General features: G+C 72.5%; 19 protein-coding genes and 2 pseudogenes. 9 read left to right on the plus strand and 12 right to left on the minus strand.

All coding sequences use genetic code 11. From position 1 onward, the window contains the following. Window positions 1–518: 518 nt before the first annotated feature. Window positions 519–1,787 (minus strand): tyrosine--tRNA ligase, encoded by a 1,269-nt coding sequence (tyrS, locus tag ABZS66_RS52335; protein ID WP_354770834.1) that lies wholly within the window; start codon window positions 1,785–1,787, stop codon window positions 519–521. Window positions 1,788–1,939: 152 nt separating this feature from the next. Between tyrS and ABZS66_RS52340 the strand changes: the two genes are divergently transcribed. The 5 genes from ABZS66_RS52340 to ABZS66_RS52360 all read left to right on the plus strand — a co-directional run bounded on the left by ABZS66_RS52340 (window position 1,940) and on the right by ABZS66_RS52360 (window position 6,545). Continuing rightward, complete coding sequence (locus ABZS66_RS52340) at window positions 1,940–3,322, plus strand: O-antigen ligase family protein (protein WP_354770836.1); 1,383 nt, start codon at window positions 1,940–1,942, stop codon at window positions 3,320–3,322. Then, on the plus strand, window positions 3,319–3,765 hold the full coding sequence (locus ABZS66_RS52345; protein WP_354770838.1) for a hypothetical protein: 447 nt from the start codon (window positions 3,319–3,321) through the stop codon (window positions 3,763–3,765). The genes ABZS66_RS52340 and ABZS66_RS52345 overlap by 4 nt, the downstream gene beginning before the upstream one ends. Window positions 3,766–3,836: 71 nt before the next feature. Further along, on the plus strand, window positions 3,837–4,145 hold the full coding sequence (locus ABZS66_RS52350; protein ID WP_238011518.1) for an antibiotic biosynthesis monooxygenase: 309 nt from the start codon (window positions 3,837–3,839) through the stop codon (window positions 4,143–4,145). Window positions 4,146–4,147: 2 nt separating this feature from the next. Beyond that, window positions 4,148–5,626 carry a class I SAM-dependent methyltransferase gene (locus ABZS66_RS52355; protein ID WP_354770840.1) on the plus strand — a complete coding sequence of 493 codons (1,479 nt, stop codon included), beginning with the start codon at window positions 4,148–4,150 and terminating at the stop codon, window positions 5,624–5,626. 13 nt (window positions 5,627–5,639) lie between these two features. Beyond that, entirely contained in the window at window positions 5,640–6,545 is a 906-nt protein-coding gene (locus tag ABZS66_RS52360; RefSeq protein WP_354770842.1) for an NADP-dependent oxidoreductase, read from the plus strand. On the opposite strand, the gene ABZS66_RS52365 is transcribed toward ABZS66_RS52360, so the two are convergent. After that, on the minus strand, window positions 6,529–7,302 hold the full coding sequence (locus ABZS66_RS52365) for an SGNH/GDSL hydrolase family protein (protein WP_354770844.1): 774 nt from the start codon (window positions 7,300–7,302) through the stop codon (window positions 6,529–6,531). The genes ABZS66_RS52360 and ABZS66_RS52365 overlap by 17 nt on opposite strands. After that, window positions 7,299–7,670: a helix-turn-helix domain-containing protein gene (locus tag ABZS66_RS52370; protein WP_354770846.1), complete on the minus strand. Its 372-nt coding sequence runs from the start codon at window positions 7,668–7,670 to the stop codon at window positions 7,299–7,301. The genes ABZS66_RS52365 and ABZS66_RS52370 overlap by 4 nt, the downstream gene beginning before the upstream one ends. Before the next feature lie 68 nt (window positions 7,671–7,738). Here ABZS66_RS52370 and ABZS66_RS52375 point away from each other — a divergent pair, with 68 nt between their 5' ends. After that, complete coding sequence (locus ABZS66_RS52375; protein WP_354770848.1) at window positions 7,739–8,257, plus strand: hypothetical protein; 519 nt, start codon at window positions 7,739–7,741, stop codon at window positions 8,255–8,257. A 500-nt stretch (window positions 8,258–8,757) separates the two neighbouring features. Here the strand turns inward: ABZS66_RS52375 and ABZS66_RS52380 are convergent, their stop codons facing one another. From ABZS66_RS52380 to ABZS66_RS52400, 5 genes are all read right to left on the minus strand, one after another. Beyond that, the gene (locus ABZS66_RS52380; RefSeq protein WP_354770850.1) at window positions 8,758–9,519 is read right to left on the minus strand and encodes an ABC transporter permease; all 762 of its coding nucleotides are present in this window, start codon (window positions 9,517–9,519) and stop codon (window positions 8,758–8,760) included. Continuing rightward, entirely contained in the window at window positions 9,516–10,469 is a 954-nt protein-coding gene (locus tag ABZS66_RS52385) for an ATP-binding cassette domain-containing protein (protein ID WP_354770852.1), read from the minus strand. Before ABZS66_RS52385 ends, ABZS66_RS52380 begins: the two co-directional genes overlap by 4 nt. Before the next feature lie 156 nt (window positions 10,470–10,625). Continuing rightward, window positions 10,626–11,246, minus strand: a complete 621-nt coding sequence (locus tag ABZS66_RS52390; protein WP_354770854.1) for a PadR family transcriptional regulator — start codon at window positions 11,244–11,246, stop codon at window positions 10,626–10,628. Window positions 11,247–11,293: 47 nt separating this feature from the next. Continuing rightward, complete coding sequence (locus ABZS66_RS52395) at window positions 11,294–11,914, minus strand: hypothetical protein (protein ID WP_354770856.1); 621 nt, start codon at window positions 11,912–11,914, stop codon at window positions 11,294–11,296. Between the two features lie 64 nt (window positions 11,915–11,978). Beyond that, on the minus strand, window positions 11,979–12,530 hold the full coding sequence (locus ABZS66_RS52400) for a hypothetical protein (protein WP_354770858.1): 552 nt from the start codon (window positions 12,528–12,530) through the stop codon (window positions 11,979–11,981). 59 nt (window positions 12,531–12,589) lie between these two features. On the opposite strand from ABZS66_RS52400, the gene ABZS66_RS52405 reads away from it, so the two are divergent. Further along, complete coding sequence (locus ABZS66_RS52405) at window positions 12,590–13,555, plus strand: hypothetical protein (protein ID WP_354770860.1); 966 nt, start codon at window positions 12,590–12,592, stop codon at window positions 13,553–13,555. On the opposite strand, the gene ABZS66_RS52410 is transcribed toward ABZS66_RS52405, so the two are convergent. Then, a complete protein-coding gene (locus tag ABZS66_RS52410) occupies window positions 13,550–14,461 on the minus strand; it encodes an RNA polymerase subunit sigma-70 (RefSeq protein WP_354770862.1) in 912 nt (303 codons plus the stop codon). The two genes, ABZS66_RS52405 and ABZS66_RS52410, sit on opposite strands and share 6 nt — an antisense overlap. Window positions 14,462–14,541: 80 nt before the next feature. Between ABZS66_RS52410 and ABZS66_RS52415 the strand changes: the two genes are divergently transcribed. Both ABZS66_RS52415 and recQ read left to right on the plus strand, forming a co-directional pair. Continuing rightward, window positions 14,542–14,898, plus strand: coding sequence for a YciI family protein (locus ABZS66_RS52415; protein WP_354770864.1), 357 nt, complete (start codon window positions 14,542–14,544; stop codon window positions 14,896–14,898). 85 nt (window positions 14,899–14,983) lie between these two features. Then, window positions 14,984–16,810 carry a DNA helicase RecQ gene (recQ, locus tag ABZS66_RS52420; protein ID WP_354770866.1) on the plus strand — a complete coding sequence of 609 codons (1,827 nt, stop codon included), beginning with the start codon at window positions 14,984–14,986 and terminating at the stop codon, window positions 16,808–16,810. Window positions 16,811–16,946: 136 nt separating this feature from the next. On the opposite strand, the gene ABZS66_RS52425 is transcribed toward recQ, so the two are convergent. The 3 genes and pseudogenes from ABZS66_RS52425 to ABZS66_RS52435 all read right to left on the minus strand — a co-directional run. Continuing rightward, the gene (locus tag ABZS66_RS52425; RefSeq protein ID WP_354770868.1) at window positions 16,947–17,306 is read right to left on the minus strand and encodes a VOC family protein; all 360 of its coding nucleotides are present in this window, start codon (window positions 17,304–17,306) and stop codon (window positions 16,947–16,949) included. Window positions 17,307–17,372: 66 nt separating this feature from the next. After that, window positions 17,373–17,582, minus strand: a pseudogene (locus tag ABZS66_RS52430) (metalloregulator ArsR/SmtB family transcription factor); the annotation flags it as partial. Window positions 17,583–17,610: 28 nt separating this feature from the next. Beyond that, window positions 17,611–17,967: pseudogene (locus ABZS66_RS52435) on the minus strand (DNA-3-methyladenine glycosylase); the annotation flags it as partial. Between the last annotated feature and the right edge of the window lie 138 nt (window positions 17,968–18,105).

The raw sequence follows: 18,105 nt of genomic DNA on the forward strand, positions 1-18,105 counted from the left end.
GCACTGGCTTAACAAGCACCCTGTTGAGTTCTCAAACAACCAACACACACCGCCGAGCCGCACCGTCTCCGGCGCCGCCCACCCGGGGCATTTCGTACCGATCTAACCTAGCCCGTCCGCTTTCCGGTGTCAAGTCCGCCTTGTAGCAGATTGTCCCGATTCACGGACACACCACAACACTTCCGGTAACCGGAAGGATGTCGTAGGGTTCTCGGCAGGACGTCCGCAGCGGCTCGCCGAAGCGACCCGCAGAACTCGTCCGCGTCCCTGCCGGTTATCAACGTTACCCGGTCCCGCCCTCGGCGCCCAAATCGAGGCCGCTGAGTCCGTTCCGGGCTTCCAGCAGGACGACCGCCGCGGCACGCTGTGCGCTCCGCTGTCTCGTCCGTTTCCCTGCCGGCCATCTACGTTACCCCGCTTGCCGATCTTCACCAAATCGATCGCTCGCTTTGGTGAAGCTCCGGTGTCCGCCGGGCGCCGTAGCGCTGTGCAAAGCTACGCGGCGCCCGGCGACACCGTCAAATCGAGGTGAGCTCGACCCCGGCGAACGTGCGCTTTCCCTTACGCAGCACCAGAAGCCCGCCGGCGAGGGCCCGTTCGGCCGGCACGACCTCCTCCGCGTCGCTCACCCGCTCGTTGTTCACGTACGCCCCGCCCTCGGCCACCGTCCGGCGTGCCTCGTTGCGGCTGCTGACGAGCCCGGCGGCGATGAACAGATCGGCCACCGTCGACCCAGCCGGCGCGCTCGCCAGGCCGGCCTCGCTCAGCGCGGCGCGCAGCGTGGACGCCGACAGCTCGGCGAGCGACCCCCGGCCGAACAGCGCCTGGCTGGCCGCGATCACCTGCTCGGTCTCGTGTGCGCCGTGGACGATCCGGGTGACCTCCTCGGCGAGGCGCCGCTGCGCGATCCGGGCCTGCGGGCGGTCGGCGGTCTCCTTGTCGATGACCTCGATCTCCTCCCGGGACAGGAACGTCAGCTGCCGCAGCAGCCCGCCGACGATCGCGTCCTCGAGGTTCACCAGGTACTGGTACAGCGCGTAGGGGCTGGTCATCTCCGCGTCCATCCAGAGGCTCCCGCCGCCGGTGGACTTGCCGAGCTTCTCCCCCGCGCTGTTGGTGAGCAGCGGCGTGGCGAGCAGGTGCACGGACTCGCCCTCCATCCGCCGGATGAGGTCGGTGCCCGCGGTCAGGTTGCCCCACTGGTCACTGCCACCCGTCTGCAGCCGGCACCCGTACCGCCGGAACAGCTCCAGGAAGTCCATCCCCTGGAGGATCTGGTAGCTGAACTCCGTGTAGCTGATGCCGGCGTCGGAGTTGAGCCGGGCGCTCACCGCGTCCTTGGTGAGCATCTTGTTGACCCGGAAGTGCTTGCCGATGTCGCGCAGGAAGTCGATCGCGGACATCGGCGCGGTCCAGTCCAGGTTGTTCACGATCCGGGCCGCGTTGCTTCCGGTGAAGTCCAGGTACGGCTCGATCTGCCCGCGGATCTTGTCGACCCACTCCGCGACCTGGTCGCGGGAGTGCAGCTGCCGCTCGGCGGACGGGCGCGGGTCACCGATGAGCCCGGTGGCGCCGCCGACGAGGGCGAGCGGGTTGTGCCCGGCCAACTGCAGCCGCCGCACGGTCAGCACCTGGAGCAGGTGCCCGATGTGCAGGCTCGGCGCGGTGGGGTCGAAGCCGCAGTAGTAGGTGATCGGGCCCTTCGCCATCTCGGCACGCAGTTCGTCGAGGTCGGTCGAGAGCGCGATCAGGCCCCGCCACTGCAGATCTTCCAGCACATCGGTCATTCCGCGATTCTCGCACCCGACTCCGACCGGCTCCCAACGCTTTCCCCGGCCGAAAGGTTGTGTCGATTTCCCAACGCCCCACGGGCCTCCACGGATCGGAAACGATCTCTATAGTCGGACGGGACAGACACTCTGACGGGGGGGTGGTTCTGGTGGATTCGCTTGCGCTGCAACGATTTCCGCTGATCGCGGTGCTCGCCGCGGCGACGGCCGGGCTGGTCGCGCAGGGCGGCTTCTACCTGCCCGGCCGGGTGCTCGTGACGGCACTCGCGCTGACGGCGTTCGCATTGGCACTGCGCGAAAAGACCACGGTCACGGCGGTCCCGCTGATCGCCGTCGCGGGCGCGGCCGCAGCGATCGCCGCCTGGGCGATCGTCCGGGCCGCCACGGCCGGCGGCGGCGCCACCGCGGCCGGGATCTGCGCCACCCTGGCCGTCGTGGTCGGCGCGGTCGCGGTCACCGGGCGCACCCGCGCCGACGAGCGGTGGTCCCTCGCGAACGCGCTCGTCGCCCTCGGCGTCCTGGTGGCGGTCACCGCGTGGGCGGGGGTGGCGTGGCGGATCGAGCGGTGGTCGGTGCTGGTCGAGACGAAGCTGTGGCGCGGCGCGTCCACGCTCACCTACCCCAACGCGGCCGCGGCGGTGCTGGCGGCCCTCGCGCTGCTCGCGCTGGCGTCGCTCCTGGCCGGGCCCGGCTCCACCTGGCGGGCCGTGGCGGCCTACCTGCTGCTGGTGGGCCTCGGCGCGACGCTGAGCCGGGCGGGCGCGCTCGCCTTTGCCGCGGGAGTTCCCGTGCTGTTCTTCGCTTCAACGGTACGGGCAATGCTGCGCCACCTCGCCCCGCTGGCACTCGGTGCGGCCGTCGCCGTGGCCGGTCTCGTCCCGTCGTTCCCCGCCGGTGGGGACCCGGAGCCGTTACCCGCCGTCGGGGCGCTGCTGCTCGGCGGTCTGCTCGCAGTACACCTGCCGCGTCTGAACAGTCGCAGACTCCTGGCCGCGTGGGCGGGGGTGCTCGCCGCGACGGCCGGGGCCGTGGCGTGGCTCGCGTCGCGTCCACTGCCCGCGCAGCTCGACGCGATCGCCGTGCGCCGGCTCACGCTCGAATCGATGGGTCGCGAGGGCGCGCTGCGATCGGCGCTCGACCAGGTCGCCGCGCACCCGGTCCTCGGCACCGGGCCGGGGCGGGCGCGGTTCTTCTGGTCCGACTACGAGGGCAAGCTGGTGGCCAGCCGCTGGGCCCACAACGAGTACCTCCAATGGCTCGTCGACCTCGGCGCCGTCGGCCTGGTGCTGCTCGGCGTCCTCGGCGCCGCCGTCGTGGTCGTGCTCCGGCGCGGCCGCCGCTCGGGCGCGCCCCCTCTGCTGTGGACCGGCGCGGTGGCGGCGATCGCCGCCCTGGCCGTGCACAGCGCCTTTGACTTCCTGTGGGAGCTGGCGGTCGTCCCGCTGCTCTTCGGCGTGCTCGTGGGCATGGCCGGTCCGCTCCCCGGTGAAGAGTCCGCACCATCACTCACAGGGGAGGAACAACCGCAATGAAGCTCACGAAGGCGCACCTCGGGGCCGGCGCGCTGGCCGTCGGGGCGGTGCTCGCGTTCGCCATGCCGGCGGGCGCGGCGGTCAACCTGCAGTCCGAGTCCAACGGCAGCTCGTCGATCAAGATCGCCAAGAACGCGAACCTCAAGGCGAAGGGCGCGGCCACCGTGGTCACCGTGAAGGTCGGCTGCCCGGTGGGGCACCGCTACCAGGTCGGCGTCGAGGTCGGCCAGGTCGTGAACGGCAACACCACCGCGCATGGCTCGGCGTACCTCTACAACCAGATCTGCACCGGCGCCGTCGAGAACGTCAAGCTGCACGTGCTCGCCGACGGCGCGCCGTTCAAGCTGGGCGTCGCCTACGCGGTCGGCTCGGCGGACATCAGCGGCCCGACCGGCTACTGGACCCTCAACACCGGGCGCGAGATCGTCAACGTCAACAGCTGACACAACGAGGGGGCATCCCGGGGCCGCACCGGTCCCGGGGTGCCGTGTCCGGCGCCCAGTAGGGTGGGTGCATGGCGGTTGTGAAGATCAACGCGATCGAGGTCCCCGAGGGTGCGGGACCGGAGCTGGAGCGGCGCTTCGCCGCGCGGCACGGCGCCGTGGAGGGCTCGCCCGGCTTCCTGGGCTTCGAGCTGCTGCGCCCGACGGCCGGCGAGACGCGGTACTTCGTCTACACCAAGTGGGAGTCCGAGGAGCATTTCCAGGCCTGGGCCAACGGCCCGGCGAAGGAGGCGCACTCGGGTGAGCGGGCCAAGCCGGTGGCGTCCGGCTCGAGCCTGCTGGAGTTCGAGGTCGTGCAGTCCGCCGGCCCGCAGGACTGACGGTGGAGCGCTTCGTCCTGTTCCCGGGCCGCCATCACCTGCTGACCCGGTTCCAGGCGGAGTATCTGCGCGGCCTGGGCGGCACGGTGGTCTGGGCCGTGACGAGCGCCAACCATCAGAACACGAAGCGCAACCCGGTCGCCTACGACCGGCGCGAGGCCGCGATCGAGCGGTTCAGCGTCCAGGAGGGGCTGCGCTCGCTGGTCGTGCCGGTGTTCGACACCGCGCACACCGACCGGTTCGCCGAGGTCACCCTGAAGAGCGTCGAGTCGGCGCTGGGCATCCGCCTGGCGCCGGGCAACACGCTCGTGGCGTGCTCGACGCCCGAGGTGGCCGCGCTGTACGAGGCGCTCGGCTTCGAGATCGCCGGCGTCGAGGCCGACCGCGACCCGGCGCCGGCACGGCCGTGGGACGTGCTGCTCATGCTCGCCGCGGGTGACCCGGCCTGGCGCGACCTCGCGCACCCGGCGACGCTCGACGTCTACGACCGCTACCGCATCGGCGAGCAGGTCGCGCTCGTCGTCAACGACCCGGTGGTCGGCGAGGAGGGCGGCCTCACCACGACCCGCGACTACCGCACCTACGCCGAGGCGTTCGAGGCGAGCGCGGCCCGCAAGTGGGACCTCGTCCGCCGGCACGCGCGGCCCGGCCGGATCGTCGACGTGGGCTGCGGCGCCGGCGCGGTGCTCGCCCTGGCCGACCGGGAGCCAGCGCTGCGCGAGAGCGACCTGATCGGCGTCGAGGTCGCCCGGCACCTCTACGAGGAGTGCGTGCACCGCAAGGCGCAGGGCTGGTTCAGCAATCCCAACGTGTACTTCTACTGCCGCAACGTGCTCGGTGGCGCGGTCTTCCCGAGCCGGTCGGTCGACACGACGCTGACGTTCGCCCTGACGCATGAGATCTGGTCGTACGGGCACCGCCTCGACTCGGTGCGGGCGTTCGCGGCGGCCATCTACGAGCACACCATGCCCGGCGGGGTCTGGATCAACTCCGACGTGTGCGGCCCGGACGGGCGCGACCGGCGGGTCCGGCTCGCCCTGCAGGGTGCCGCCGCCCCCGCCCCGCCGCTCGACGGGCTCACCCGCGACGAGATCGCCGCGCTGGTCGAGGCCCTGCCGGTGCGGGCCCGCCTGGACCGGTTCGCCGCCGACTTCCACTTCCCGGTGCCGTTCACCGACCACGGCTCGTCCGTGGAGCTCGCCCTCGGCGACGCCATGGAGTTCCTCACCCACAAGGACTACCCCGACAACTGGCTGTCGGAGGCGCACGAGCAGTTCTGCGGGCTGGAGTTCGCCGACTGGAAGGCGCTGCTGACCGACGTAGGCTTCGAGGTGGACGGGGCGTCCCATGCCTGGCGCAACGACTGGATCGTCGACAACCGCATCGCACCTGGAGCCGAGCTGTCCACACTGGACGGCGCCCCGCTGGACTGGCCGGTGACCCACGTGCTCCTGGTCGCCCGGCGCCCGCTCAACACCTGAAAGGCAGCCGCCCATGGAAGCGTTGCAGTACGCCGAGTACGGCCCGTCGAGCGTCCTGCACGTCGTCGACGTGCCCGAGCCGACCGCCGGCCCCGGACGCATCCGCATCGCGGTACGCGCGGTCGGGGTCAATCCCTTCGACTGGAAGGTCCGCAGCGGCGCCTTCGGCGACACCACGCCGAGCCGCCTGCCGGTCATCCCCCACTCCGACGTGTCGGGGGTGGTCGACGAGGTGGGTCCCGGCGTCGACGGGGTCTCCGACGGCGACGAGGTCTTCGGCGTGTCCGCCGCCGGCGGCGCCGCCGCGTTCGTGGAGCTGAAGGTGTGGTACCCCAAGCCGCCCGGCATGTCGTTCGAGGAGGCCGCCGGCCTGCCCTCGGTCGTCGAGACGGCCGCCCGGGCCCTCGCGCTGCTGGGCCTGGAGAAGGGCCAGACGCTCGTCGTCAACGGCGCCGCCGGCGGCGTCGGCAGCGCGGCGACGCAGCTCGCGGTGGCCCGCGGCGCGACCGTCATCGGCACCGCCAGCGAGCGCAACCACGACTACATCCGCTCCCTCGGCGCCGTCCCGGTCACCTACGGCCCGGGCCTCGCCGGCCGGGTGCGGGCGCTCGCCCCGCAGGGCGTCGACCTGGCGCTGGACACGGCGGGCCGGGGCGCGGTCGCCGAGCTCGTCACGCTGACCCCCACGCCGGCCGACGTGGTGAGCATCGCCGACTTCGACGCGCCGAAGCTGGGCGCCCGGGTGACCGACGGCTCCGAGGGCCGCTCCTGGACGGCGCTGCGCGAGGCGGCCGGCCTGTTCGACCAGGGCCGCTTCCGGATGCCGGTCGAGGCGACGTTCCCGTTCGACCGCGCGGCCGAGGCCCACGACCTGAGCCAGTCCGGCCACGCCCGGGGCAAGATCATTCTGTTGCCGTGACCGGCAGCGGCTCCGGCCGCTTGCAGACCCGGCCGTCGCCGGACGAGCGCCCCAGCAGGTGCCGCCCCACCCAGGGCACCAGGTGCCGGCGCACCCACGCCAGCTCGGCGGCGACGGCCTGGTGCCGCCGGCGCGGCGCCGGCACCGGCAGCGGGGCCGTCCACGAGTCGTCGAACCCGGGCAGCCCCAGCGTGTAGGCGAGCGCCGCCCCGATCCGCTCGTGCCCCGCCGCGTTGGCGTGCAGCCGGTCGTCGCTCCACAGCCGCGGGTCGGACGCCACGGGGTGCGCACCGAGGTCGAGCAGCCGGGCCCCGCTCGCCGCGCTCGCCTCCCGGATCGCCGTGTTGAGGGCCAGCACCCGCCCCCGCAGCGGCTTCGCGATCGGCATCACCGGCGCCGGGTCGGGCAGGGTGAACGTGAGGACGGTCGCACCCTGCCCGACGAGCGCCGCCTGCATCGCCGCGAGGTCGCCGGCGACGGCCGCGACGTCGAACGAGGCCCGCAGGATGTCGTTCATCCCGGCGACCACGGTCACCAGGTCGGGCCGCAGGTCGAGGGCCGGCTCCAGCTGCTCGGCCCGGATCCTTGCTGTGGTGCGGCCGCGGATCGCCAGGTTCGCGTACTCCAGCCCGCCCTGCGCCGCGGCCACGTGCTGGGCGAAGCGGTCGGCCCAGCCCCGGTACCCGCCGCGGCCGTCCGGGTCGTCCATGCCCTCGGTCGTCGAGTCGCCGATCGCGACGTACCGCCGGAACGTCACGCCCCACGCTCCGCGTACGCCTCACGGGCGGCGAGCAGCTCGCCCAGGTGGTCGTCGGCCCACCGCCGGCAGGCGTCCATCGCCGGGAACAAGGACCGCCCGAGCGGCGTGATGGCATACTCGACGCGCGGCGGTACCTCGTCGTACTCCGAGCGCGTCACCATCCCGTCCCGCTCGAGCGCCCGCAGCGTCTCGGCGAGCACCTTGGCCGACACCCGGTGCATCGGCACGCGCAGCTCGGAGAACCGCCGCGGCCCGTCCCGCAGGCAGGTGAGCACCATCCCGGCCCACTTGTCCCCGATCCGGAACGGCATGACGCTGGACGGGCAGGCGGGGTCGAACAGGTCCCGTGGCAGAGCTTCGCGCACGAGCCGACCGTAGCGCACACCCCGGTTACGTTGCGGTTACCGTGGCCAGGCCCACTACGGTCCGCCGCATGACCTCGATCCTGCTCTACGGCGCATCCGGCCGGGCCGGCACCCAGATCCGCGCGGAGGCGGCCCGCCGCGGCCTGCACGTGACCCCGGCGCCGCGCACGTCCCCGCTGGCGGACGCGGCGAACGCGGACGTGGCGATCCGCACCGTCTACGGCCCGGACTTCGACGACGTCTACGTCGCCGGCACCCACCGCGTGCTGGCCGACCTGGAGCGGGCAGGCATCCCCCGGCTCCTGGTGGTCGGCCTGGCCTCGGTCCTCCCCGGCCCGGACGGCACCCCGCTGTTCCGGTCCCCGGACTTCCCCGAGGCGTGGCGCCCCTTCAGCGAGGCCCGCGCGGCGGAGCTGGACATCCTGCGCTCCTACGAGGGCCCGGTCGACTGGGCCGTCTGCGTCCCGCCGATGACCCTGGTGGCCGACGAGTCGGCCGGCTACACGTACGCCGAGCTGGCCAAGGCGGTCCTCGACGAGACGACGACCCCGCGCCACCACCGCGAGCACTACGCGTTGCCGGCCTAACGCCGGCGCTCATGATCGAGGGAACCGGATGGCTGCCATGGCAACCAGCTCGTTCCCTCGATCATGCGGCCCGAGCCGGCCTGAGAAACCTCGGCAAGCGCTCTGACCGCGAGAAGCGTCGGCCGCGTTGGATGAACGTCGGCCGCGTTGGATGACACGTCGGTCAGCGTTCGTCGTGGCCGGCTCGACCCACCCGAACCGCCAGCTCGCGACCCGCGCCACACCCGACTATCCGCGCGCCGGCCAACGCCAAAGCCCACCAACGCCGGCCAAATGCCAACGCGGGCCAACGCCGCTCAGGCCGACAACGCCGGCCAACGCCGCCCAATCTGACCAACGCCGCGCAACGCCGCCCAACGCCCCGCGTGGCCGCGCAACGCCAGGGAACGTCGGGGAGCGCGCCCGCGTGCGGTCCGAGCGGCAACGACGATGGGGCCAGGCCACCGCCCGGGTGGGCAGCGGCCTGACCGGCATCGTGAACGTTCGTGGTCAGCGCACTACTAGACGGACTTCTGGTACGAGCGGAACGTCCGGGTCGACAGCCACAGCATCGCCGCCGCCAGGAGGATCAGCGCGCCGCCGTACCGGGCGGCGTCGGCCCAGTCGACCGTGCTGGACAGGGCGGCCCGGGACGCGCGCAGCGCCCAGTTCACCGGGTTGCCGTCGGCCAGGGCCTGCATCCAGCCCGGCATCAGGGACGGCGCCATGAAGGCCGACGACAGGAACGTCAGCGGTAACAGCAGCAGCGTGTTGAGGCCGATGATGGTCTCGCGCTGGCGGACCAGCATGCCGACCGTGTTGGACAGCGCGCTGAAGATCGTTCCGAGCAGGGCCGCGGACAGGATCAGGAAGACCGCGCCGAGCAGGCCGCCGGGCAGGGACGCGCCGGCCAGCAGCCCGAGCAGGACGATGATCACGGCCTGGATGGTCACGCTGAGGACCTGCTCGATGACGACCGCCGTGAGGATGGCGCCGCGGGACACCGGGGTGCTCAGGAAGCGGTTCATGGTGCCGCGGTCGATCTCCTCCAGCACCCCCATGCCGGACCACATGCTCGATGAGATGGCCGTCATGACCACGACGCCGGGCACGAGGAAGTCGAGGTAGCTGCCGCCGCCGAAGCCGGGCAGCTCGACGATGCGCCGGAAGAGGTTGCCGAACAGGAACAGCCAGATCGCCGGCTGGATCAGCGTGATGAGCAGGAACGCGGGCTGCCGGACGAACACCTTGAGCCGGCGGGCGGTGAGGTGGACGAGGTTCATGCCGCCACCTCCGTGATCCGGTGGCCGGCATGGCGCAGGTACACGTCGTCGAGGCTCGGCCGGGCGACCGTCACCGTCGCCACCCGCAGGCCGGCCGCGTCGAGCGCGGCGAGCACGGCCGGCACGGCGGCGGCCCCGTCGTCGGCGCGGGCGGACAGCCGGGCGCCGTCGAGGGTGATCTCCCGCAGGCCGGGGACCCGCTCGGCGGCGGAGCGGGCCCGCGCGACGTCGGCGCCGGCCTCGAGCTCCAGGTGCACGGCGTCGCCCCGCAGCTCGCCCTTCAGCTTGTCGGGCGGCCCCTCGGCGACGACCCGCCCGCCGTCGACGATGACCAGGCGGTCGGCGAGCCGGTCGGCCTCGTCGAGGTAGTGCGTGGTGAGCAGGACGGCCATGTCGTCGCCGGCCAGCCGGGCGATCTCGGCCCACAGCGCGGTGCGCCCCTCCGGGTCGAGGCCGGTCGTCGGCTCATCGAGGAACAGCACCTCCGGGCGATGAACGAGGCCCATGGCGACGTCGAGGCGGCGCTGCATGCCGCCGGACCAGTCGCGCACCACCCGCTGCTGGGCGTCGGCCAGTTCGAAGCGCTCGAGCAGCTCGTCGACGCGGCGACGCAGCCCCGCGCCGCGCATCCCGAACAGGCGGCCCTGGAGGGTCAGGTTGTCGCGGCCGGTCGCCGCCGGGTCGGCGCCCGAGCGCTGGGCGACGACGCCGATGACCCGCCGCACCTTGTCGGGCGCGGCGCCGACGTCGTGGCCGGCGACGGTGGCGGTGCCGCTGTCGGGCCGGGCGAGCGTGGTGAGGATCTTGACGGTGGTCGACTTGCCGGCGCCGTTGGGCCCGAGCAGGCCGAGCACCTCCCCGCGCTCCACGGTGAGCGAGAGGTGGTCGAGGGCGGTGACGCCCTTGGGGTACGTCTTGACGAGGTCGTGCGCCGTCACGGCAGCAGCCATGGTGGGTCTCCGGTTCCCGAGCTGGGGACCGGACCGCGGGGGTTCGCTAAGCTGGTGGTTGCAGACACCTTGTGCCGTGCTCGTTCCCGCGGGCCGGTCGAGGGATTCTCTGGGCCCCGGCCGTGGTGTTCCCGCACCCCGGCCGGGGCTTTCGCATCAGAAGGGTTCGCCGAACTGCAGCTCCCCCGTCTCGTGGTAGTGCCGCCACTCCGCCATGCCGGGCAGGGTGCCGGCCTTGAGCTCCGTCAGCAGGCCGTCGAGCCAGTCACGCTCGGCCCGCTGCAGGGCCACCGAGTACTCCGTCTCGATGAGGAAGATGCGGGGCACGGTGTGGCTCCACTCCTCCAGCATCTCGGTGACGATCCGGATCTCCTCGTCGAGCACGCGGATGCGCCCGCCGACGAGCGACATCACCTCGTCGGGCGGGAGCACACCCACGACGGACAGCGCCGCCTTGAGCCTCGGATACTCCCGCTCGGGCACGGCGAGGATGTCGCGGAGCCAGTCGGCCGCCTCGGCCCGCCCGGCATCGGTGATCTGGTAGACGGTGCGCTCGGGGCGACGACCTTCCCGGGTCGTCTCCGCCGCCTCGATGAAGCCGTGCCTCTCGAGGTTCTGCACCACCGTGTACAGCGAGCCCCACTGGATCTTGACGTCCTGCTCCTTGCCGCGGCCCCGCATCTCGGCGGCCATCTCATACGGGTGCATGGGCCGCTGGAACAGGGTCGCGAGCACGTGGAGGCCGAGCAGGTTGCCGACCTTGCGCCGCTTGGCCACCCGCCCACCCCCTATACGCCGACGGATGCTCGTGGGCGAGTATACGCCTACGAGGAGCCGAGCGCGAACTCCTCGAACCGCTCGGCCACCCCGTCCAGGTCGTCCTGCTCGGCCGCGGTCACCCGGTCGCCCTCGGTGGTCTCGATCCGCCAGCGCCGCTGGGCCGGCACGAACGCCACCCGGATCGAGGAGCCGTCCTCCCGCCAGAGCACGGCCGAGCGGTTGTCCTCGTGCAGCCGGCCGAGGAAGTCGCGGATGTCCGACCGGGTCGGGTGGTGCGCGAGCGACCCGTCCTCGGTGGCCATCCGCGGCACCGGCACGCGCAGCAGGCGCCGGGGCTGCCAGAGGGCCGCCGGCTGATGCCGGCCCGGGCGCTGGAAGCACAGCAGTTCGCAGTCGTCGGCGAGCTTGTGCACGAACGTGAGGGTCTCCGCCGGGGTGTCGGCGTGCAGGCTCAGCAGCACGTAGCCCCCGGCGCCGGCGACCGGCCCGGCCCACCGCCGCGGATCGACCCCGGCGAGCACCTCGCGGTGGAACCGCTCGACGCCGGGATCGGGCGCGGCCCATCCGTCGTCGCCGCGCCGAAGCGCTTCGTATCGGTCGACGCCCTGGTCAACCGTGATCGGCCGAGCCTCGTACCAGACACCGACCTCGATCAGCTCCGCCATGGAAGACCACCGTACGGAACCGCCAGAAATTGGCGCAACTCAGCCACGCACGGTACCGGTGCCATCACCCGAGCTGGGCGGTCACCGTCTCCACGAGTCCGGCCGCATCGGTCGTCGTCATCACGAACGCGCCCGAGACCGGCGGCGCCAGATCGACCGTCACCGTCGTCAGGGGCAGCAGGGCCACCCGGCCCCAGTCGGTCGCCCGGCCGGAGGGCTCGGCCCGGGCGCCGGCGATGTCGGACCACTGGACGGTCACCGGGGCGTACCGCCGCCCGCCGGCATAGCTGCGGACCGCGACATAGAGCCCCTCCGCCGTCGGCGTCACCCGCACCGGCAGCCCGCCGCCGAACCGGAACGCGGCGGCGACGCCGAGGTCCCACAGCCCGACGGCCTGGTCGAGGGGAATGTGCCCGGTCCAGGTCCGCTTCCCGGCCGCGTGCTGGGCCCGCAGCCGGTGCCGGCCCCACCACTGCACCACGAACACCGGGGCGGCGAGGGCGGCGACCACGCCGACGAAGACGGCCAGGGCCGACCGCTGCCCGAGCAGCGGCAGCCCGACCGGCAGCGCGGCGGCGAGGACGAGCCAACCCGGACGCGCCCGACCACCCCCCACGAGTTCATGGTCCCTCACCAGTACGGTGACGCGGGCCGGTCCGTGCGTCAGGATGAGCCGTGCCCATCGCGCGTGCAGCATCCATCGCCCTCCTGGCGGCCGCGGCGCTCGCCGGCTGCGGCGGCGGTCAGCCGGCCGCCGCACCCCTGCCCGCCGCTCCGCTGATCGCCACCTCACCGTCGCCTTCGGTGACGCGGTCGCCGTCCGCCGCGCCGAGCCCGTCCGCGACCGCGGTGCCGGTCCCAGCCGGCGTCACCGCCGGCATCGTGATCTACGACCGGCAGGCCGGCACGTTCGTACTCCAGCAGAAGGCGAGCTGGCGGTTCCGGTCGGCGTCGCTGGTCAAGCTGCTCATCGCGCTCGACTACTTCTGGAACAAGGGCCCGGCCTACACGGTGCCGGCCGCCGACCGGCCGAAGCTCGACGTGATGCTGCGCAGCAGCGACGACGCCGCCGCGACGTCGCTGTGGAAGGCGGACGGCTCCCGCGAGGTCGTGATCCGGATGGTGCAGCGCCTCGGCCTGCAGGACACCGCCCCGCCGCCGGTCAGCCAGCCGGGGTACTGGGGCTACACGGCGGTCAGCGCCGCGGACCTCGTCCGGGTGTACCGCTACCTGTTCGACAAGGCGCCGGCCCCGGTCCGCGAGTACATCATGGGCGACCTGCACGCATCGACGAAGTGCGGCACCGACAAGTACGACCAGTCGTTCGGCATCCCGAGCGCCTTCCGCAAGCCGTGGTCGGCCAAGCAGGGCTGGTCGGGCTTCGGCGACACCCCGGCGACCCCCTGCATGGCCGGCGCGGCGGACAGCGGGACCGGCCCCGAGCTCGTGCCCGTCGCCGCGCCGAACAACCCGGACATGAGCGGCGAGGTGCTGCACACGACCGGCACCGTGGGCGAGGGCGACCGCTACCTGGTGGCGGTGCTGACCGTGCACCCGAACGGCACGAAGTTCGCGACCGCCGCGAGCACCCTCACGAAGATCGTGCGATCACTGCCGCTGCCGCAAGAGACAAAATCATGATTCCAGCAGTACCGCCGGAAGCCCGAACTGCTCGAAGAGCCCGGGCCCGAAGGTGGTGAACTCGGCGACCTTCCCGTCCGCCATCCGCACGACGTCGAGCTTGAACGCCCGGAACTCGCGCTCGCCGGGCGCCCGCAGGTAGCTGGCGGCGGCCGGGGTGCGGTTGGCGCTCGTGGGCACGAGGCGCCAGTCGCCCATCCCGCCGTTGAAGGCGCGGTCGAGCAGCCCCAGGAACGCGTCGATCCCGCAGTACACCTGGGAAAGCGGCGGCATCGTGACGCGGATGTCCTCCCGGAGGAGCGCCACGGCCGCACCGATGTCGGCGCGCTCATGGGCGTCGATGAGCTGGGCCAGCAGGCGGCGCTCGCTCTCGTCCGGTGCCTGCGGCTGCGCCGGCCGGGCGGTCCGGAGCGTCGCGCGGGCCCGCTGCAGGGCGCTGTTCGCCGACGCGACGGAGAGGTCGAGCAGTTCGGCGGTCTCGGTCGCCGACCAGTCGAGCACGTCGCGCAGCAGCAGCACGGCGCGCTGCTTCGGCGGCAGGAGCTGGATCGCGGTGAGGTACGCGAGCTCGATCGTCTCCCGCGCGACCACGACCGCGTCGGGCTGCTCGTCGGACGGCGCCGCCTGGTCGAGCAGCTGGTCGGGATAGGGCTGCAACCAGGTCACCTCCTGCCCGCTCGGCGGGCGGCGGCCGTGCCGGCGGATGGCGTCGAGGCAGACGTTGGTGGCGATCCGGTACAGCCAGGCGCGCGGGTTGGTGCCCGGCTCGAAGCGCTCCTGGTGCCGCCACGCGCGCAGGAACGTCTCCTGCACGGCGTCGTCGGCCTCCTCGAACGACGCGAGCATCCGGTAGCAGTGGACGTGCAGCTCACGGCGGTGGCGTTCGAAGAGTTCCCGGAAGTCCACATCGGGCACGGTACTCGTGTAGATGTGGGGACGACGGCTCCGACCTGTTGGTGTCCTGACTTCCGATCGAGGAGCGCACCGTGAAGTACCTGCTGCTGATCCACATGAACCCCGATGTCTGGTCGACGCTGACGCAGGCCGACGTCGACGAGGTCATGGCCGGCCACGACCGGTTCATCAAGACCATCATCGAGTCCGGAGAGATGGTCAGCACGCACGCACTGGCCGACCCGAAGGAGAGCGCCGTCGTACGCATCCGCGGCGGGGCCGAGACCGTGACCGACGGGCCGTACGTCGAGGCCAAGGAGTTCATGGCCGGCTTCTACCTCGTCGAGTGCGAGTCCAAGGAGCGCGCCACCGAGCTGGCGGCGATGATCCCGGACGCGAAGTGGAACGCGATCGAGGTTCGCCCGATCGTGTACTCCCAGGACGCGTGACGCTGCGTGATGACGCGTGGCCGGTCCGTGGAGCAACGGACCGGCCAAGCGGCTTTTGTCGGTGGGGGCTCGTAGACTCGCGGCCGTGGATTCACGAGCGGTCGAGGTCCTGCGGCGCGTGTTCGGCTACGACGCCTTCCGCGGCCAGCAGCAGGAGATCATCGAGCACGTCATCACCGGCGGCGACGCGCTCGTGCTCATGCCGACCGGCGGCGGCAAGTCGCTGTGCTACCAGATCCCCGCGCTCGTCCGCGACGGCGCCGCGGTCGTGGTCTCCCCGCTCATCGCGCTCATGCAGGACCAGGTCGACGCGCTGACCGAGCTCGGCGTGCAGGCCGGCTTCGTCAACTCCACGCTCGACTTCGACACCCGCCGCGTCGTCGAGGCGCGGTTCGCCGCAGGCGAGCTCGACCTGCTCTACCTGGCACCGGAGGCGCTCGCGTCGCAGTCGACGCTGCGGCTGCTGGAGCGCGGCCGGATCGCGCTGTTCGCCATCGACGAGGCGCACTGCGTCTCGCAGTGGGGCCACGACTTCCGGCCCGACTACCTCAACCTGAACATGCTGCACGAGCGCTGGCCCGACGTGCCCCGCATCGCGCTGACCGCGACCGCCACCACGGCGACGCACCGCGAGATCGCCACCCGGCTCAACCTGGGCGAAGCGCGGCACTTCGTGGCGAGCTTCGACCGCCCCAATATTCAGTACCGCATCGTGGCCAAGCAGGACCCGCGCCGCCAACTGCTCGACCTGCTGCGCACCGAGCACCGCGGCGACGCCGGGATCGTCTACTGCCTGTCCCGCAACTCGGTGGAGAAGATCGCCGAGTTCCTCAAGGACAACGGCATCCCCGCGCTGCCCTATCACGCCGGCCTCGACGCGGACGTCCGCGCCACCAACCAGTCCCGCTTCCTGCGCGAGGACGGCCTGGTCATGGTCGCCACGATCGCGTTCGGCATGGGCATCGACAAGCCCGACGTCCGCTTCGTCGCCCACCTCGACCTGCCGAAGTCCGTCGAGGGCTATTACCAGGAGACCGGCCGCGCGGGCCGCGACGGCCTGCCGTCCACGGCCTGGCTGGCCTACGGGCTGCAGGACGTGGTCCAGCAGCGCAAGCTCATCGAGGGCTCCGACGGCGACGCCGCCCACCGCCGCAACCTCGGCGGCCACCTCGACGCGATGCTCGCCCTGTGCGAGACGGTCGAGTGCCGCCGCGTCCAGCTGCTGGCCTACTTCGGCGAGCAGAGCACCCCGTGCGGCAACTGCGACACCTGCCTCGCCCCGCCCGAGTCCTGGGACGGCACGGTGGCCGCCCAGAAGCTCCTGTCGACGGTCTACCGCCTGCACCGCGAGCGCAACCAGAAGTTCGGCGCCGGCCAGTGCATCGACATCCTGCTCGGCAAGAAGACCGAGAAGGTCGTCCAGTGGCACCACGACGAGCTGACCGTCTTCGGCGTCGGCGCCGACCTGCGCGAGGCCGAGTGGCGCGCCGTGGTCCGCCAACTCCTGGCCCAGGGCCTGCTGGCCGTCGAGGGCGACTACGGCACGCTGGTCCTCACCGACACGAGCGGCGAGGTCCTCGGCCGCCGTCGCCAGGTGATGCTCCGCCGCGAGCCCGACCGCCCGGTCTCCCCGTCGAAAGCGGCCCGCGCCGCCAAGTCCCGCGCCGAGACTCCCGACCTCACCCCCGAGGCGACGGCCCTGTTCGAGCACCTGCGCGCCTGGCGCGCCGCGACGGCCAAGGAGCAGAGCGTCCCGGCCTACGTCATCTTCCACGACGCCACGCTGCGCCAGATCGCCGCCGAGGCCCCCCGCACGCTGCCGGCCCTGGCCACGGTCAACGGCGTGGGCGAGAACAAGCTGGCCAAGTTCGGGCAGCAGATCCTGGACACCATCGCCAACGCCACCCCGTAACCCCGGCGCCGGTCGATTGCGCCCGCTCGCCCCGAACAGCGATCAGTCCGGCGCTCATCCATGATCAAGGGAAGATTCTGGTCGCTATGACAGCCAGATCGCGCCCTTGATCATGGGGCGGTGCATGCCCGGGCGGTCACAGTGACGGGTCGTAGGCGTGCAGGCCCAGCAGCACGCCCGCCGGGTCCACGACGTAGCAGCCCTTGCCCACGCCGGGCAGGGTGAAGGGCTCCACCACCACCCGGCCGCCGTGTGCGCGGACCGACTCCAGAGTCGGCTCCAGCGCCTCCACGCGGATGACCGGGACCGCCCTCGGCTGGCCGTCGCGGGACGGGAGCAGGGCCGTATCCACGCCAGGGGCGTCGCCGTGCGCGGAGACCAGGTAGTCCGGGGTGGAGAACGGGGCCGCGTCCCAGCCGAACACCGCGGCCATGAAGGCGCGGCTGGCCGGCAGGTCGGGGGTGTTGATCTCGACATAGCTGACCGGCTGGGTCATCTCGGCTCCCACCTGCAGGGACCGTAATCGGTCCGCCCAATCCAGCACCACCGACAGCGAGCCCGCCGCCAGGCGGTGCCAGCGGTGCCGGCCGCGGGTCTCCGAGCGGATCAGGCCCGCGTCCTGCAGGACCTTGAGGTGCTGGGACACCGCCGGGCGGCTCACCGGGAGCAGCTCGGCCAGCTGGCCCGTCGTCGCCTCGCCGTAGGCCAGCCGTTGCAGCATCGCCCGGCGCGACCCGTCGGCCAGCGCACCCAGAACAAGATCCAACGTCATCGGTAAGACGAACCTTACGCGTAAGACCTCACTTACGCAATCGCGGCACGTGGCGGCGGTACGCGCTCACGCTCGGCTCGCCCGTGAGCCAGAAGCGCCATGGGATGTCGTGGGCGCTCGCGACGCCCACCCGGGGGCCGGCGCTCACCGACGAGGGATCGACCGGGGCCGGTGGCGGGGACAGCAGGAGCGGGCCGGTGCCGTCGACCATCGACGTGCCGTTCGCCTCCTTGCCGATGCCCAGCGCCTGCACCAGGCGGGCCGGTCCGCGAGCCAGCTCGCGCGCTGCGAGCCGGCCCGCGAGCCGCCCTTCGGACTGACCCTCGGCCTGGCCTTCGGGCTGGCCCGCGGACCGGCCCACAGACTGACCTGCGGACTGGCCCTCGGGCTGGCCCGCGGACCTACCTGCAGACCTACCTGCGGACCGGTCTTCGGACTGGGCCGCGGGCGGGCCGGGACGGCGCCGCGGCTCGCGATCATGTGGATCTTCCGCCGCGGCCAGCCGCGCAAGCTCACCCGCGGC

Origin of the sequence: Dactylosporangium sp. NPDC005572 (assembly GCF_040605515.1) — a bacterium.
GTDB lineage: Bacteria > Actinomycetota > Actinomycetes > Mycobacteriales > Micromonosporaceae > Dactylosporangium.